We start from the raw sequence: 15,280 nt of genomic DNA, 5'->3' as shown, positions 1-15,280 counted from the left end.
GCCTTGGTCAGCCCAGGGGCCGGTACTGCGTCAACTCGTCGTAGACACTCAACACTTGGGCGACGTTCTCGTCCTCGGTGGGCCAGGTGGCCGCCTGCTGAACGCCCTTCTCCTTGAGCAGCTCGCGACTCGCCGGGTCCTCAAGGAGGCGTGCGACGGCTTCGGCGAGCGCCTCCGCGTCGCCGTACGGGACGAGTTCGGCCGCGTCGCCGACCAGTTCGGGGATGCCTCCGACAGCGGTCGCCACCAGCGGTACGCGCGCGTGGAGGGCCTCTTGGGCGAGGACGGAGCGCGATTCCCAACTGCTCGGCAGCAGCGCGAGATCGGCGGCCAGGAGCAGTTCGGAGACGTCGTCGCGCCGTCCGAGGAGCCGGACCGGGAGTTCCTCGTCCTCGATCCGCCGCTGGAGGACCGTACGCTGCGGCCCCTCGCCGGCGATCACCAGGAGCGGCACGGGATCGAGGGCGCGCCACGCGCGCGTGGCGTCCAGCAGGGTGTCGTACCCGCGGTGCCGGTCGAGGGAACCGACCGCCATGAGCAACGGGCGCTCGGTGGCACCGAGTTCGGCCCGCGCCTTGTGGCGGAGCCGGTCCAGGTCCCCGTACTCGACGGCCTTGCGCGGCGTCGGGAGGGCGACGGCGGCGAGCCGGGCGTCCCGCGCTCCCCTGCGGCGGGCGCGATCCACCAGGTCGGACGAGGTGCCCAGTATCACCGCGGCCGCTTTGGCCACCCTCCGCTCCAGCAGGCGCAGCAGATGGGCGCGCGCCCCCTCGGCGTGCGAGCGGGTGTGCCAGGTGACGACCAGCGGGGTGCGCCGCCCGCTGAGCGCGAGCGCGGCCCGCAACGCGGCGTGCAGCCCGTGCGCGTGCACGAGATCGGCGTCCGCGCAGGCCGTCCGCAGCGCGGCCACGGAGGTGGGGTCACTGCTGCGCGGGACCGGGATGTGGTGGGCGCCCACACCCGTGAATCCGTACACACGATCGGCAGCGGAGGGGGCGCACACGGTTACCCGCACCCCCCGGGCGACGAGGCCCGAGGCCAGCGACCGCACATGGGCGCTGCTGCCCGCGCTGCCGCCGCCGAGCACCTGCACGGTGCGCAGCGGCGACTGGCCGTGCGGTGAGTGGCTGCTCACGTGGCTCACGTGGCCGGGGCTCCTGGTTCGGCGTCGGACGGTCACGAAGGAACGTACAGAAGGATCCAACAGAGACGTGCAGAAGGACGTGCAGAAGGACGTACGGAAAGACGTGCGGAACGATGCGTAGAGGGACGTGCAGAAGGATGTGCGGCGGGGTGTACCGCACGTCGCGCTCCACGTACTACGTCAAGGATGCCAGGCCGCACGGGTGTTCCGGGACAGCCATCGGAGCACGGTTCCCGTGTCATCGGCCAACTCGACGACGCCTGTCACTCACACGAGTGAGAAAACCCGTGGTTTCGGGCGCGGTTGTCGAGCGCGGGTGCGAGTGAGGCGTTGCGGTGATGTCACCGGCGATGTGGGGCCGACCTGGGGTGTCACGGGGTTGACCGCCGCGCGCGAAGCCTCCTGGAGCACACAGTCGCACGCACACTTCCCCGCACACCGGCGCACACCCTCTCAGCGCCTCTCAGCGCGCCTCAGCACCTCGCAACGCCCTCCGCACGACAGGCCGCCCCTCCGCTCACCCTCACCCCAGCGACCGCGCCAGGTCGCTGACCTTCTCCCCGTACACCGTCGCGGCCACCAACGCCGCGGCGTGGGCGACGAGCCCGGCCCGGCCATTGCCCGCGACGATGGCGGTGCCCAGCGCGGCGCCGAGCGCGTGGGCCCCGGCGTCGCCGATCATCGCGCGCTCGCCGAGGTCGTCGGGGAGGACGGCCACCGCCGCACCCAGTGCCGCGGCCGACAGCCGCCCTGCGGGCCCCCCGCGCAGCAGCCCGGGCGCGCTCAACCCGAGCACGGCACCGGCAGCCCTGCCCGGGCGGACATCCACCAGGTTGACGAAGTGTGCGCTCCCAGCGATCACGACCCCCGCGAGCAGTTTGTCCACGAGACGCTCCTTGAGGAGCGCCCCCGCCACCAGCCCCGCGGCCGAGATCCCGAACAACTTGACCGCCCCACTGGTCACTTCGCCGTCCCGCAGCGCCCCAAGGTGCGCCCGAAACCCACGCCGTGGGTCATCCGCCCCGGCGACATCGTCGTACGCCCCGCACGCACCGGCGGCCAGGACGGCGAACCCGGCGCCACGATGGGCCCGAGCCGCACCGAGCGCCGCTCCCACGGCAGCGGCGGGCCCCGCGTACAACTCGACGGTCCGCCCGGCGTAGTTCTTGCGCTCCCAACGGGCGGGGCCGCCGGGTGCTGTGGAGCGGAGGGCGGTGATGCTCGCGCGGGTCAGCGCGGCGACGGCGGTGAACGTGGCGCTCCGGCCGGCAAGTGCGATCATGCGACCACCCTAGGGGCGCCCGCGGAGCGGGCCGGATGCGGGGACTGCGGAGCAGTCCCGAGGGGGGCGGGCGGGAAACCGGCGCGGAGCGGCGAAGAGCGACTGCGGAGCGGTCACGGCCAAGCCGCGGAGCGGTGCAGAAACCCCCACCGCGGAGCGGCGAGGAAGCCCCGGCCCGCCGACGGCTACCCGTCTGCCCGAGCCGTGGCCAGCAACTCCTCCGCATGTGCCCGAGCCGTCTCCGAGTCCTCCTGCCCCGCCAGCATCCGGGACAACTCCCGAACTCGGTCCTCCCCCTCCAGCACCTTCACCCCGGACCGGGTGACCGACCCGTCGTTCGTCTTCTCGACCAGCAACTGCCGATCGGCGAACGCGGCCACCTGCGGCAGATGCGTGACGACCACCACCTGCGCGGTCTTGGCGAGCTTGGCCAGCCGCCGCCCGATCTCGACCGCGGCCTTGCCGCCGACACCCGCGTCGACCTCGTCGAAGAGATACGTCGGCACGGGGTCGGTCCCCGCGAACACGACCTCCACCGCCAGCATCACGCGCGAGAGCTCACCACCGGACGCCCCCTTGGCAATGGGCCGTGGCGGCGCCCCAGGATGCGGCGCGAGCAGCAACTCGACCTCGTCGACACCCGCGGGCCCATACGCGACCGTACGCCCACCGATTTCCACGCCCGCAGGATCGTCGCTCTGCCGGATCTCGAACGACACGCGCGCGTGCGGCATGGCGAGCGAGGCCAGCTCGGCGGTCACGGCGCCGGCGAACCGCTCGGCGGCCTCCGTACGGGCTTCCGTCAATGCCTGTGCCAACCCGCCCAGTTCCGTCCGCAGCACGTCCCGCTCGCCGGTCAGCTCGTCGATCCGCTCGTCGTCGCCGTCGAGTTCGAGGAGCCGCGCGGCGCCCTGCTCGGCCCACGCCAGCACGGCGTCGATGTCCACGCCGTACTTCCGGGTCAGCTGGGTGAGTGCGGCCCTGCGCTCCTCGACCGCCGCGAGCCGCAACGGATCGGCGTCGAGGTCGTCGGCGTACCCGGCCAGCTCCCCCGCCACATCGCGCAGCAGAATGTTGATCTCGCCGATCCGCCCGGACAGCTCGGCGAGCGACGAGTCGTGCGACCGTACGGCCTCCAGCGTCCTATGGGCCCCCGCGACGAGCGTCGCCGCGTCGATGCCCTCCGGGTCCTCGGGATTGCCCGCGAGCGCGGCGTGCGCGGCCGTGGCGGCCGAGGCCAGCGCCTCCGCGTGGCCCAGCCGCTCCGCCTCCGCCCCCAGCTCCACGTCCTCGCCCGCGCGCGGCTCGACCGCCGCGATCTCGTCGAGCCCGAAGCGCAGCATGTCGGCTTCCTGGGCCCGCTCACGCGCGCGCGTGGTGATCTCGTCCAGCTCGGCGGAGATGGCCCGCAGCCGCCGGTAGGCGCCCGCGTACTTGGCGAGCGGCACGGCGACCGCGTCCCCGGCGTACCGGTCGAGCGCCTGCCGCTGCCGGGACAGCTTGAGCAGTCCCTGCTGGTCGGTCTGCCCGTGCACCGCGACGAGCTCGTCGGCGATCTCGGCAAGCACCCCCACCGGCACGGAACGCCCGCCCAGGTGCGCCCGCGAGCGCCCCTCGGCCGAAACGGTACGGCTGATCAGCAGCGCCCCGTCGTCGAGCTCGGCGCCCGCCTCCTCGGCCCGTACGACCGCCGTTCCGCGCGCGGGTACGGCGATCCGCCCCTCCACGACCGCGTTCTTGGCGCCGATCCGCACCAGCGCGGGGTCCGCGCGCCCACCGAGCAGCAGCCCGAGGCTGGTGACCACCATCGTCTTGCCCGCACCGGTCTCACCTGTCACGGCGGTGAAGCCGGGCGACAGCACGACGACCGCGTCGTCGATGACTCCGAGCGACCGTATCCGCATCTCCTCCAACACGCCCCCGACCATACGAGGTTTTCCTGGCCCCGTGCGACGCCGCCCCCGCAACGAGAGCCGGGCGTTACCTTCTCCGGGCAGGCCTCGTTCCCCAGAAGGCTCCCCGCCCACGCGGGGGTGATCCGGTCGTGTCCGTCCTGGACGAGTTACGGATTCGTTGCTCCCCGCCTACGCGGGGGTGGCCCGGCGCCCGGGCAGTACCCGTGGCGCCGGGCACGTTCTAGTGCGGCGCCCCCCGCCACCCCGCCACCGGCAACGCAAACTTGGCCACGAGCCGATCGGTGAACGACGCATGGTGCAGCCGAGCCAGCCGCACCGGCACAGCCCCCCGCCGCACCTCCACCCGCGCCCCCGGCGGCAACTCCACCGTCCGCCGCCCGTCGCACCACAGCACCCCCGGCGGAATGTGCGGCAGCACCTCCACCGCGAGCACCGAGTCCGGCGAGGTCACGAGCGGCTTGGCGAACAGCGCGTGCGCGCTGATCGGCACCATGAGCAGCGCCTCGACCTCCGGCCACACCACGGGCCCGCCCGCGGAGAAGGCGTACGCCGTGGAGCCGGTCGGCGTGGACAGACAGATGCCGTCACAGCCGAAGCCGGTCACCGGCCGCCCGTCGATCTCCAGGATGACCTCCAGGAGCTTCTCGGCGGAGACCTTCTGCACGGCGGCCTCGTTGAGCGCCCAGTCGGTGTGCACGATGTTGCCGTTCTGGTGCACGACGACGTCGACGGTCATGCGTTCCTCGACCTCGTAGGCCTTGGTGACGACCCGGTCGACGACCTTGTCGAGGTCGTCCCGCTCGGCCTCCGCGAGGAACCCGACGCTGCCGAGGTTGACGCCGAGCATCGGCACCCCGGAGGCGCGGGCGAACTCGGCGCCGCGCAGCAGCGTGCCGTCACCGCCGAGGACGATCAGCAGCTCGCATCCGTCGAGGCACTGCGGAGTGGCCTCCTTGACCAGCTCCACTTCGGGAGGCAGCGGCAGATCGGCCGCCTCCGCCTCCAGGACGCGCACCCCGAGCCCAGAGCGCAACAGCCCCTGGACGACGAGTTCGGCGCTGCGGATCGCAGCGGGCCGCCCGGTGTGGGCGAGCAGGAAAACAGTACGAGCTCGGGTCTGTGTCAACGCGGCCCCTCCGCCACTGCACGGTCAACGTCGGCCGGGTCGAGTTCGGGCGCCCCGGCACGCAGCCACAGAAAGTACTCGACATTGCCCGAGGGCCCGGGCAGCGGGCTGGCGGTCACGCCCTTCACCCCGAGACCCAGTTCCGCGGCCCGCCGGGCCACCCCGCGCACCGCCTCGGCGCGCAGTTCCAGGCTGCGTACGACACCACCACTCCCCAGCCGTTCCTTCCCCACCTCGAACTGCGGCTTGACCATCATCACCAGATCGGCGTCGGGCGCCGCGCACCGCACGAGGGCGGGCAGCACCAGGCCGAGTGGGATGAAGGACAGATCCCCGACAACAAGATCCACGGGCTCCCCATCGATCGCCTCCAACGTCAACTCGCGTACGTTCGTACGGTCCTTGACCGTGACGCGTTCATCGCTCTGCAGAGACCAGGCGAGTTGCCCGTAGCCGACATCGACGGCGACCACGTGGGCGGCGCCCGCGCGCAGCAGCACGTCGGTGAAGCCTCCGGTGGACGCTCCGGCGTCCAACGCACGCCGTCCCTCGACAGTCAGCCCCTGTGGCACGAAGGCGGCCAGGGCGCCCGCGAGCTTGTGCCCGCCGCGCGAGACGTAGTCGGGGTCGCTGTCGTCCTGGGTGACGACGATCGCGGCCGCGGTCTCCACCTGGGTGGCGGACTTGGTCGCGAGGGTCTTTCCGACGGTGACCCGGCCCGCGGCGATCAGCTGCCCGGCGTGCTCGCGCGAGCGGGCGAGCTTCCGGCGGACCAGCTCGGCGTCGAGGCGGCGGCGTGCCACTCCTGCCACGTTCGGTTCAGCTCCTGCGGTCGTTGGAATCAAAAGGTGCGGCCCGAAGGGCCTCGTTGAGGGGTGGTGGTCGGGTGACGGGTGGGCGGGGGCGCCGGAGGTCCCGGGCGGGCGTCGAGCGCGGTCAGCGCGTCGCGCAGCCCCCGGTGTACATCCTCGTACACCTCGACGTGTCCGTCCGTGGCGAGGTGGTCGGCGTCGGCAAGCCGGTCCAGCTGGTCGTCGACCTCGGCATTGCCGGTGGGGACGCGCGGGACGTTCAGCGGGGCCGGGGCGGCAGGGTCGTACCCGGGTTCGACATCGACCGGAACCTCCGGCTCCGGCACCTCGTCCCGCGGAGACCCGGTCTCCGACACTGAGTCGCTCATGCCCCGACGCTACCCCGTAGCGCTGCGGTACCGTCGATCACGATGGCCACGATTGAGGAGTGCCGCAGCGCACTCGACAAGCTCTCGGACAATATGGCGAGCGCCGACGGAAACGTGCGCGAGGCGGCGGCCTTGGACCGCTCGCTGAGTTGCCGCATCACCGACCTGGACATCACCTTCGCCGGCCGCCTCGAGGATGGCCGGATCAAGGTGCTGGACACGCTCCAGGGGCCTCCGCGCGAGAAAGCCCAGATCAGACTCACCATGGCCGGCGACGATCTGGTCGCCATGGTCAACGGGGAGCTGAACTTCGCAAGAGCCTGGGGGTCGGGCCGGGTGAAACTGGAAGCGAGCCTGCTCGATCTGCTCCGCCTCAGGAAGCTTCTGTAGCGGGTACACGCGCGCGTGCCTTGCGCGCCGCCGGCACCACCAGCGGCGTCCCCGTCTCCGGGTCGTCGATGACCTGGCAGCGCAGCCCGAAGACCTCCTCGACCAGTTCGGCCGTGACGATGTCGCTGGGCGCGCCCTCGGCGATGACCTCACCGTCGCGCAGGGCGATGAGGTGGGTGGCGTACCGGGCGGCGTGGTTGAGGTCGTGCAGCACGGCGACCAGGGTGCGGCCCTGTTCCTCGTGGAGTTCGGCGCACAGGTCGAGCACATCGATCTGGTGCTGGATGTCGAGGTAGGTGGTCGGCTCGTCGAGCAGCAGCAGCGGGGTCTGCTGTGCGAGCGCCATGGCGATCCACACACGCTGCCGCTGACCACCGGACAATTCATCGACATAGCGATCGGCCAGCTCGGCGACACCGGTCGAGGCCATCGACTCCTGCACGACCCGCTCGTCCTCCGTCGACCACTGGCGCAGCAGCCCCTGGTGCGGATAGCGGCCCCGGCCGACCAGGTCGCCGACCGTGATCCCGTCCGGCGCGATCGACGACTGCGGCAGCAGGCCGAGCGTCCTTGCGACCTTCTTCGCCGGCATCGACTGGATGATCTGCCCGTCGAGCAGCACCCGCCCCTCGGAGGGCTTGAGCATCCGGGAGAGGGCGCGCAGCAGGGTGGACTTGCCGCAGGCGTTCGGGCCGACGATCACAGTGAAAGAGTTGTCGGGAATCTCCACCGACAGCTGCTTGGCGATGACGCGCTGGTCGTAGCCGAGGGTGACGTTGTCGGCGGACAGGCGGTTCACAGTGCTCCTTGGGGTGTTCTTGTGCGCCGAGGCGTTCTGGTACGCCGGGGTGTTCTGGTGCGCCAAGGCGTTCTTGTTCGCCGAGGTGCTCATATCCGGCCCGCCTTGCGCTCGGTGACGAGGAGCCACAGCAGATAGACCCCGCCGAGTACTCCGGTCACGACACCGACCGGCAGCTGATCGGCGCCGAAGGCCCGCTGCGACGCCCAGTCGGCGACGATCAGCAGGGTGGCGCCCATGCACATCGACGAGACCAGATTCGGTCCGGGCGACCGGGTCAGGCGCCGGGCGAGCTGTGGCGCGGTGAGCGCCACGAAGCCGACCGGTCCCGCGGCGGCGGTCGCGCCCGCGGTGAGCAGTACGGCGCACAGCATCAGCAGCAGTCGTACGCGTTCGACGCGTACCCCCAGGGCGTACGAGACATCGTCGCCCATCTCCATCATGCGCAGCCCCCGCGCGTTGCCGAGGACGAGCGGGACGAGGACCGCACACATCACCAGCAGCGGCCAGACCTGCGTCCAGTCACGGCCGTTGAGGGATCCGGTCATCCAGACGACCGCGCGGGTCGCGTCGACGATGTCGGCCTTGGTGAGCAGATAGCCGTTGACCGCCGTGACGATCGCGGACACTCCGATGCCGACCAGAACCAGTCGGTATCCGTGCACTCCCCGCTTCCAGGCCAGCAGATAGATGGCGACTCCGGTCACCAGGCCGCCGATGAGCGCCCCGAAGGCGACCTGGGTCGCGCTCCCGGAGAACAGCACGATCATGATGAGCGCGCCGGCCGTCGCCCCCTGTCCGAGGCCGAGGACGTCCGGGCTGCCCAGTGGATTGCGGGAGATGGACTGGAAGAGCGCCCCGCCGAGCCCGAGCGAAGCGCCCACCAGAAGGCCGACGAGGACCCGCGGCAGCCGCAGGTCGTTGACGATGAACTCCTGGCCCGCGTCACCGTTGCCGACCAGCGTCTTGAGGACGTCGACGGCCGGGATCGGGAAGTCGCCGGTGCCGATGAGCACCACGCTCGCGGCCAGCGCGGCCACCATCAGCAGCACCACGACGGTGAAACCCCGGACGTCGAGCCGCACGGAGAACCCGCCGCGTGTGCGGACCGACCGTATGGCGGGAGTCGGCTTACGTGTGGTCGTCACAGCTGCGCCGTCCTCCGCCGTCGTACGAGATAGATGAAGACCGGGCCGCCGAGGACCGCGGTGACGATGCCGACCTGAAGCTCCGCGGGCCGCGCGACCAGCCGCCCGATGACATCGGCGCCGAGCAGCAGCACAGGCGACAGGACAGTGGCGTACGGCAGGATCCACCGCAGGTCCGGCCCGGTGAAGGACCGCACGACGTGCGGGACCATCAGCCCGACGAACACGATCGGCCCGCAGGCGGCTGTCGCGGCGCCGCACAGCACGGTGGCGGCTGCCATGGACAGCGCGCGGGTGCGGTTCAGGTTGGCGCCGAGCGCGCGGGCGGTGTCGTCACCCATGGCCATGGCGTTCAGCGGCCGGGCCAGGGCCAGCGCGACGAGCGTGCCGACCACAAGGAAGGGCAGCACCTGCTTGATGGTCGTGTCGGTCGCCGAAGCCAGCGAACCGACCGTCCAGAAGCGCATCTTGCCCAGTGCGGCATCATCCATGATCATCACGGCCTGGAGATAGCCGTAGAGGGCGGCGCTGATCGCCGTGCCCGCGAGAGCGAGCCGCACCGGGGTCGCGCCCCGGCTGCCGCCGAGGAACCAGACCAGGGCCCCGACCGCGGCCGCGCCGAAGAAGGCGAACCACACGTAGCCGCTCAGCGAGGTGACACCGAAGTAGGTGATGGCGGTGACGACCGCGGCGGACGCGCCCGCGTTGATGCCCAGCAGTCCGGGGTCGGCCAGGGGATTGCGGGTGAGCGCCTGGAGGACGGCACCCGACAGCCCGAGCGCGGCACCGACGAGCAGTCCGAGGACGGTGCGCGAGAGCCGGTCGCCGACCACGACGTCGGCGTACGTCCCCGAGTCGTGCAACAGACCGTGCCAGACCTGATCCAGCGGCAACGCCTTCGCGCCGATCGCGACGCTCGCCAGCGCGACGAGCACCAGCAGGACCATGGAAGCGAGGAGCCCGACGCTGCGTATCGCCCGGCGGCTCGGGGGCGCGGGGGCGATCTCCGCGCGCTGTTCGGGGGGACTGTCGACCAACACCCGGTTAGGTTAGCCTACCCTCGCCGCCACCTCGATGCCCGGTGACCAGTCACGACAGCGGCGGTGTCCGCCTCCATGTGCCCCGCGCAGCCGCTGACCAACCCTCCGCCGGAGGACTGATCAACTCTCCGCCCTCAGAGGCCCAGCCGCGCCAGCGCCTTCCCCCCGTCCACCCCACACGCCCCGTCCCCGGCGGCCGTCCACGCCGCCGCGCACAGCGCCCGCAGCCCGTCGAGAGCCACCCCGTCACCCGCCAGCTCCAGCCGCTCACTCCCGGCCGTCGCCGTCCAGCCTCCGCAGCGGAACCCGCTTCCCGCCTCGACGACCTCCGGCTGTCCGGTCAGCAGACCGCGCAGATCGGCGTCGACATAGGTCGGCCGGTGCTGCGGCGGAGCGGCGAGGAGTTGCGCACCGTCCGTCACGCCGGTGAGCACGAGCAGCGAGTCCACCTCGCCGTTGAACGCGCCCTCGATGTCCGTGTCCAGCCGGTCCCCGACCACCAACGGCCGCTTTGCCCCGGTGCGCAGGATCGTCTCGCGGTGCATCGGGGGCAGTGGCTTGCCCGCCACCTGCGGCTCGGCGCCGGTGGCGATGCGGACGACCTCCACCGCCGCCCCGTTCCCCGGGGCGATCCCACGGGCGCTCGGAATCGTCAGATCGGTGTTGGACGCGAACCACGGCACCCCGCGCGCGATGGCGTAGCACGCCTCCGCGAAGCGCCCCCAAGCCAGCTCAGCACCCCCGAACCCCTGCACGACCGCCGCCGGGTCGTCCTCGGCCGACTCGACCGGTTCCAGCCCGCGCTCCCGCAGCGCGACCCGCAGTCCCTCACCCCCGATGACCAGCACGCGCGCACCGGCCGGCACCTGCTCGCTGATCAGCCGGGCGGCAGCCTGCGCCGACGTGATGACGTCGGACGCCCCCGTCGGTATACCCAGCTCGCTCAGATGCTCCGCCACGACGTCGGGCGTCCGCAGCGCGTTGTTGGTGACATACGCGAGATGCATCCCGCCCGAGCGAGCGGTACCGAGCGACTCCACGGCGTACGCGATCGCGTTACCACCCGCGTACACCACCCCGTCGAGGTCGAGCAGAGCCGTGTCGTAGGCCTCGCTCAGAGCCTGCGCACTGCCCTCGGGCCGCGTCCTGACGGTCTGGCTCATTGCACATCTCCTCGTTCGTTCTCTGTCCCACGATCATCGCTCATGCCACTGACACACTTACGATGCCTCAATGAACTATGCAGGTCCCGCGGAGCAAACACCCGCGCGCATCGGCCTCGAACTGACCCCGTTCCGGGGCCTGCGCTACGACCCCGACCGGGTCGGCAGCCTCGCCGCCGTGACATCTCCGCCGTACGACGTCGTCGTACGGCCGGACGGTCTGCTCCACCTCGAATCCTCAGACCCGCACAACATCGTCCGGCTGATCCTCCCTCAGGACGGAACCCCCACCGCCCGCAACCGCCAGGCGGCGGACACCCTGCACGACTGGCTGTCCAAGGGCGTCCTGACCACCGACCCCGAGCCGGGCCTGTACGTCTACGAGCAGCACGACGACGGCATGCTGCAGCGCGGCATCATCGGCGCCCTGCGCCTGTCGGAGCCGTCCGACGGCGTCGTCCTCCCGCACGAGGACGTCATGCCCCACATCATCGCGGACCGCGCGGCCCTGATGCGCGCCACCGCCGCCAACCTCGAACCCCTGCTGCTGACCTACCGCGGCAACGGCTCCCGGGTAGGCACGGCCGCCGTCATCGAACGCACCGCCGAGCGCGAACCGCTGCTCTCCACCACCACGGAGGACGGTTTCAACCACCGCCTGTGGGCGGTCACCGACCCCGTCGATCTGGCCGAGGTCCAGACAGACCTCGGCAACCACCAGGCACTCATCGCGGACGGCCACCATCGCTGGGCGACGTATCTGCGGCTGCGTACCGAACATCCCTCGCCCAGCCCCTGGGACTACGGTCTGGTGCTCCTGGTGGACACCGTTCGCTATCCGCTCCGCGTCCGCGCGATCCACCGCCTGCTCCACGGCTTGCCGGTCGCGGACGCGCTGGCCGCCCTCACGGGCTCCTTCCGGGTACGTCACCTCGACGTCCCCCTTCCCGAGGCCCAGGCGGCCCTCGCCGAAGCGGCCGGTTCGGGCAACGCCTTCCTCCTCGCGGGCGACGGCGCGTTCCACCTGGTCGACCGCCCGTCCCCGGACCTCCTCGCCCGTACGGTCCCGGCCGACCGCCCCGAGGCCTGGCGCACCCTGGACGCGACCGTCCTGCACAGCACGCTCCTCGGCCACCTCTGGGGCATCCCGGAGGACTCGCCCGCCCACATCGCGTACATCCACGACACCGCGGCCACCGTCGCCAAGGCGGAACACGACGGCGGCACGGCCGTCCTGATGCACCCGGTCCGCGAAGAGGTCGTACGCGATCTCGCCCGCCAAGGCGTCACGATGCCCCGCAAGTCGACGTCGTTCGGCCCGAAGCCGGCGTCGGGGCTGGTCCTGCGGGCACTCGTTCTCTGAAACGCCGACGGCGGGACCCCTTCCGGAGTCCCGCCGCCCGTGCCCCGCTACATCCGCCTGGCGTCAGCTCTGAGGCGCGTCCTCGTCGCCGCCCTCAACAACCGGCGCCTGCTCGCCCTTCGAAGCGGCAGCTTCGTCCTGAACGTCGTCCTCGTCGTCGTACTCTTCATCCTCGACGTCGGCCTCGGGCGTGGCTTCTTCCTCGCCCTCGCCCTCATCCTCGACGAGCACGTCGACGAATTCGACACCGTCCAGCTCGGCGAGTCGGTCGGAGGCGTCCGTGCTGCCGTCCTTGTCGGACTCCACGGCCTTCGCGAACCACTCGCGCGCCTCGCCCTCACGACCGGCGGCAAGAAGCGCGTCGGCGTACGCGTAGCGCAGTCGCGCGGTCCAGGGCTGCACGGAGTTCGAGGCGAGCTCCGGGCTCTGGAGGGTCACGATGGCGGCCTCGAGCTGCCCCATGTCCCGCCGCGCGCCGGCAGCCACGAGCCGCATCTCGACCTGACCGGCCTTGTCCAGCTTGTGCACCTCGGGCGCACCGGCCATGTCCAGCGCCTTCTCGGGCCGACCCATGCCGCGCTCGCAGTCCGCCATGACGGGCCACAGATCCACGTTCCCGGTCATGCGACGCGCGGCCCGGAACTCGGCGAGCGCCTCGCTGTACTTCTGGTTCGCATACGCGGCGAACCCGGCCGCCTCGCGCACAGCGGCGACGCGCGATGCCAGGCGCAGGGCAATCCTCGAGTACGCGTATGCACCCTCGGGGTCCTCGTCGATGAGCCGGGCGACCATCACCAGGTTCCTCGAGACTTCCTCGGCAAGCCCCTTGGGCAGGCTCAGCAACTCCTGCCGTACGTCGTTGTCGATCTCCTCACCCGTGACGTCATCGGGGATCGGCAGCCGCTTGATCGGCTCACGGTCCCGATCGCGCTCGTCGCGGCCACGGAAGCCGCCACGGTCGTCGCCCCGCCGGTCATCACGGCCGCGGAAACCACCGGGACGGCCGCCCCGGTCGTCGCGACGCGGGCCGCGGCTCCGGTCGTCACGGCCCCGGTCGTCGCGGGGCCGGAAGCCGCCACGGTCGCCGTCTCGCCGGTCGTCACGACGGTCGTCACGGCGGAAACCACCGCGGTCATCGCCCCGGCGGTCGTCCCTGCGATCGTCTCGCCGATCGTCACGGCGGAAGCCGCCACGGTCGTCGTCTCGACGCTCACCACGGTCATCACGACGGAACGGCGGACGGTCCCCGTCACGACGGAACCCACGATCACCCTCGTCACGACGAGGCCCGCTGGTGGAACGGTCGTCACGCCGGAACGGCGGACGGGAACCACCACGATCGCCCTCGCGCCTCTCGTCCCGACGGAAACCCCCACCACCACGACTGTCATCACGGCGGAAGCCACCACGATCGTCGTCTCGACGCTCACCACGGTCATCACGACGGAACGGCGGACGGTCCCCGTCACGACGGAACCCACGATCACCCTCGTCACGACGAGGCCCGCTGGTGGAACGGTCGTCACGCCGGAACGGCGGACGGGAACCACCACGATCGCCCTCGCGCCTCTCGTCCCGACGGAAACCCCCACCACCACGACTGTCATCGCGACGGAAGCCACCACGATCGTCGTCTCGACGCTCACCACGGTCATCACGACGGAACGGCGGACGGTCCCCGTCACGACGGAACCCACGATCACCCTCGTCACGACGAGGCCCGCTGGTGGAACGGTCGTCACGCCGGAACGGCGGACGGGAACCACCACGATCGCCCTCGCGCCTCTCGTCCCGACGGAAACCCCCACCACCACGACTGCCATCACGGCGGAAGCCACCACGATCGTCGTCTCGACGCTCACCACGGTCATCACGACGGAACGGCGGACGGTCCCCGTCACGACGGAACCCACGATCACCCTCGTCACGACGAGGCCCGCTGGTGGAACGGTCGTCACGCCGGAACGGCGGACGGGAACCACCACGATCGCCCTCGCGCCTCTCGTCCCGACGGAAACCCCCACCACCACGACTGGCATCACGGCGGAAACCACCACGATCGCCGCGGTCATCGCCCCGACGATCGTCACGGCGGTCATCCCTGCGGTCATCACGCCGGTCGCCAGGACGGTCGTCACGGCGGAAGCCACCACGGTCACCGCCGCGGTCACCATCACGGCGGTCATCACGGCGTGGGCCCCCGCGGTAGCCGCCGCGGTCACCACTGTCCCGGCGGCGCTGATCGCGCTCCGGTCGCTCATCGGGAGAGTTGGGGGACATGGGTGACTCCTGTCTTCGGTACCGCAAGTCATTCTCGCGCAGCCGGGTACCCGGCGCGCTTCGGAAAAACAAAAAAAGGACCTTTGGTCCCAGCGAGTCGCTGGGACCAAAGGTCCTCCAAAGATTGTTCGGCGGCGTCCTACTCTCCCACAGGGTCCCCCCTGCAGTACCATCGGCGCTGTGAGGCTTAGCTTCCGGGTTCGAAATGTAACCGGGCGTTTCCCTCACGCTATGACCACCGAAACCCTTTCAGACACCCCACCTAAAAGCAGGGTCTTGAACGGGCAGCGAACAAGCACACTTTTCAATTAGTGAAACTGTTCAGCCAGCACAACCGTTCGTTGTCTGGGAACTACACAGTGGACGCGAGCAACTGAGGACAAGCCCTCGGCCTATTAGTACCAGTCACCTCCAGCGGTTACCCGCCTTCCAGATCTGGCCTATCAACC

The 15,280-nt window shown here is 71.0% G+C and carries 13 protein-coding genes and 1 rRNA gene; 2 read left to right on the top strand and 12 right to left on the bottom strand.

The window, feature by feature from the left end; genetic code table 11:
- Positions 1-7 precede the first annotated feature (7 nt).
- From AB0D57_RS08115 to AB0D57_RS08090, 6 genes are all read right to left on the bottom strand, one after another.
- Positions 8-1,144, bottom strand: a complete 1,137-nt coding sequence (locus AB0D57_RS08115; RefSeq protein ID WP_362068571.1) for a glycosyltransferase family 4 protein — start codon at positions 1,142-1,144, stop codon at positions 8-10.
- A gap of 523 nt (positions 1,145-1,667) precedes the next feature.
- Positions 1,668-2,426, bottom strand: coding sequence for a hypothetical protein (locus tag AB0D57_RS08110; RefSeq protein WP_362068568.1), 759 nt, complete (start codon positions 2,424-2,426; stop codon positions 1,668-1,670).
- 185 nt (positions 2,427-2,611) lie between these two features.
- Positions 2,612-4,354 (bottom strand): DNA repair protein RecN, encoded by a 1,743-nt coding sequence (gene recN / locus AB0D57_RS08105; RefSeq protein ID WP_362068565.1) that lies wholly within the window; start codon positions 4,352-4,354, stop codon positions 2,612-2,614.
- 208 nt (positions 4,355-4,562) lie between these two features.
- A complete protein-coding gene (locus tag AB0D57_RS08100; RefSeq protein ID WP_362068562.1) occupies positions 4,563-5,468 on the bottom strand; it encodes an NAD kinase in 906 nt (301 codons plus the stop codon).
- Positions 5,465-6,280 carry a TlyA family RNA methyltransferase gene (locus tag AB0D57_RS08095; RefSeq protein WP_362068559.1) on the bottom strand — a complete coding sequence of 272 codons (816 nt, stop codon included), beginning with the start codon at positions 6,278-6,280 and terminating at the stop codon, positions 5,465-5,467. The genes AB0D57_RS08100 and AB0D57_RS08095 overlap by 4 nt, the downstream gene beginning before the upstream one ends.
- 29 nt (positions 6,281-6,309) lie before the next feature.
- Positions 6,310-6,648, bottom strand: coding sequence for a hypothetical protein (locus AB0D57_RS08090; RefSeq protein WP_362068556.1), 339 nt, complete (start codon positions 6,646-6,648; stop codon positions 6,310-6,312).
- A gap of 42 nt (positions 6,649-6,690) precedes the next feature.
- On the opposite strand from AB0D57_RS08090, the gene AB0D57_RS08085 reads away from it, so the two are divergent.
- The gene (locus AB0D57_RS08085) at positions 6,691-7,038 is read left to right on the top strand and encodes an SCP2 sterol-binding domain-containing protein (protein WP_362068553.1); all 348 of its coding nucleotides are present in this window, start codon (positions 6,691-6,693) and stop codon (positions 7,036-7,038) included.
- Here AB0D57_RS08085 and AB0D57_RS08080 read toward each other — a convergent pair.
- From AB0D57_RS08080 to AB0D57_RS08065, 4 genes are all read right to left on the bottom strand, one after another.
- A complete protein-coding gene (locus AB0D57_RS08080; protein ID WP_362068550.1) occupies positions 7,022-7,930 on the bottom strand; it encodes an ABC transporter ATP-binding protein in 909 nt (302 codons plus the stop codon). The genes AB0D57_RS08085 and AB0D57_RS08080 overlap by 17 nt on opposite strands.
- Positions 7,927-8,985, bottom strand: a complete 1,059-nt coding sequence (locus tag AB0D57_RS08075; protein ID WP_362068547.1) for an iron chelate uptake ABC transporter family permease subunit — start codon at positions 8,983-8,985, stop codon at positions 7,927-7,929. Before AB0D57_RS08075 ends, AB0D57_RS08080 begins: the two co-directional genes overlap by 4 nt.
- Entirely contained in the window at positions 8,982-10,025 is a 1,044-nt protein-coding gene (locus AB0D57_RS08070) for an iron chelate uptake ABC transporter family permease subunit (RefSeq protein ID WP_362068544.1), read from the bottom strand. Before AB0D57_RS08070 ends, AB0D57_RS08075 begins: the two co-directional genes overlap by 4 nt.
- Before the next feature lie 134 nt (positions 10,026-10,159).
- Positions 10,160-11,188, bottom strand: a complete 1,029-nt coding sequence (locus AB0D57_RS08065; RefSeq protein ID WP_362068541.1) for an HAD hydrolase-like protein — start codon at positions 11,186-11,188, stop codon at positions 10,160-10,162.
- Positions 11,189-11,258: 70 nt separating this feature from the next.
- Between AB0D57_RS08065 and AB0D57_RS08060 the strand changes: the two genes are divergently transcribed.
- A complete protein-coding gene (locus AB0D57_RS08060; protein ID WP_362068538.1) occupies positions 11,259-12,551 on the top strand; it encodes a DUF1015 domain-containing protein in 1,293 nt (430 codons plus the stop codon).
- Between the two features lie 63 nt (positions 12,552-12,614).
- Here AB0D57_RS08060 and AB0D57_RS08055 read toward each other — a convergent pair whose 3' ends face one another.
- Positions 12,615-13,451, bottom strand: a complete 837-nt coding sequence (locus AB0D57_RS08055; RefSeq protein ID WP_362068922.1) for a hypothetical protein — start codon at positions 13,449-13,451, stop codon at positions 12,615-12,617.
- A gap of 1,506 nt (positions 13,452-14,957) precedes the next feature.
- A 5S ribosomal RNA gene (rrf, locus tag AB0D57_RS08050) occupies positions 14,958-15,074 on the bottom strand.
- Positions 15,075-15,280 lie beyond the last annotated feature (206 nt).

Source organism: Streptomyces sp. NPDC048275, from assembly GCF_040652275.1.
Classification (GTDB): Bacteria; Actinomycetota; Actinomycetes; order Streptomycetales; family Streptomycetaceae; genus Streptomyces.
Note: the sequence above shows the minus strand (reverse complement) of the source record. Positions and strands in the feature narration are given on the sequence as shown.

Bases quoted from the DNA above. Each gene is read 5' to 3' on its own strand.
- AB0D57_RS08060 (WP_362068538.1), top strand. From the start codon at position 11,259: ATGAACTATGCAGGTCCCGCGGAGCAAACACCCGCGCGCATCGGCCTC.
- AB0D57_RS08090 (WP_362068556.1), bottom strand. From the start codon at position 6,648: ATGAGCGACTCAGTGTCGGAGACCGGGTCTCCGCGGGACGAGGTGCCG.
- AB0D57_RS08085 (WP_362068553.1), top strand. From the start codon at position 6,691: ATGGCCACGATTGAGGAGTGCCGCAGCGCACTCGACAAGCTCTCGGAC.
- AB0D57_RS08080 (WP_362068550.1), bottom strand. From the start codon at position 7,930: ATGAGCACCTCGGCGAACAAGAACGCCTTGGCGCACCAGAACACCCCG.
- AB0D57_RS08110 (WP_362068568.1), bottom strand. From the start codon at position 2,426: ATGATCGCACTTGCCGGCCGGAGCGCCACGTTCACCGCCGTCGCCGCG.
- recN (WP_362068565.1), bottom strand. From the start codon at position 4,354: ATGGTCGGGGGCGTGTTGGAGGAGATGCGGATACGGTCGCTCGGAGTC.
- AB0D57_RS08065 (WP_362068541.1), bottom strand. From the start codon at position 11,188: ATGAGCCAGACCGTCAGGACGCGGCCCGAGGGCAGTGCGCAGGCTCTG.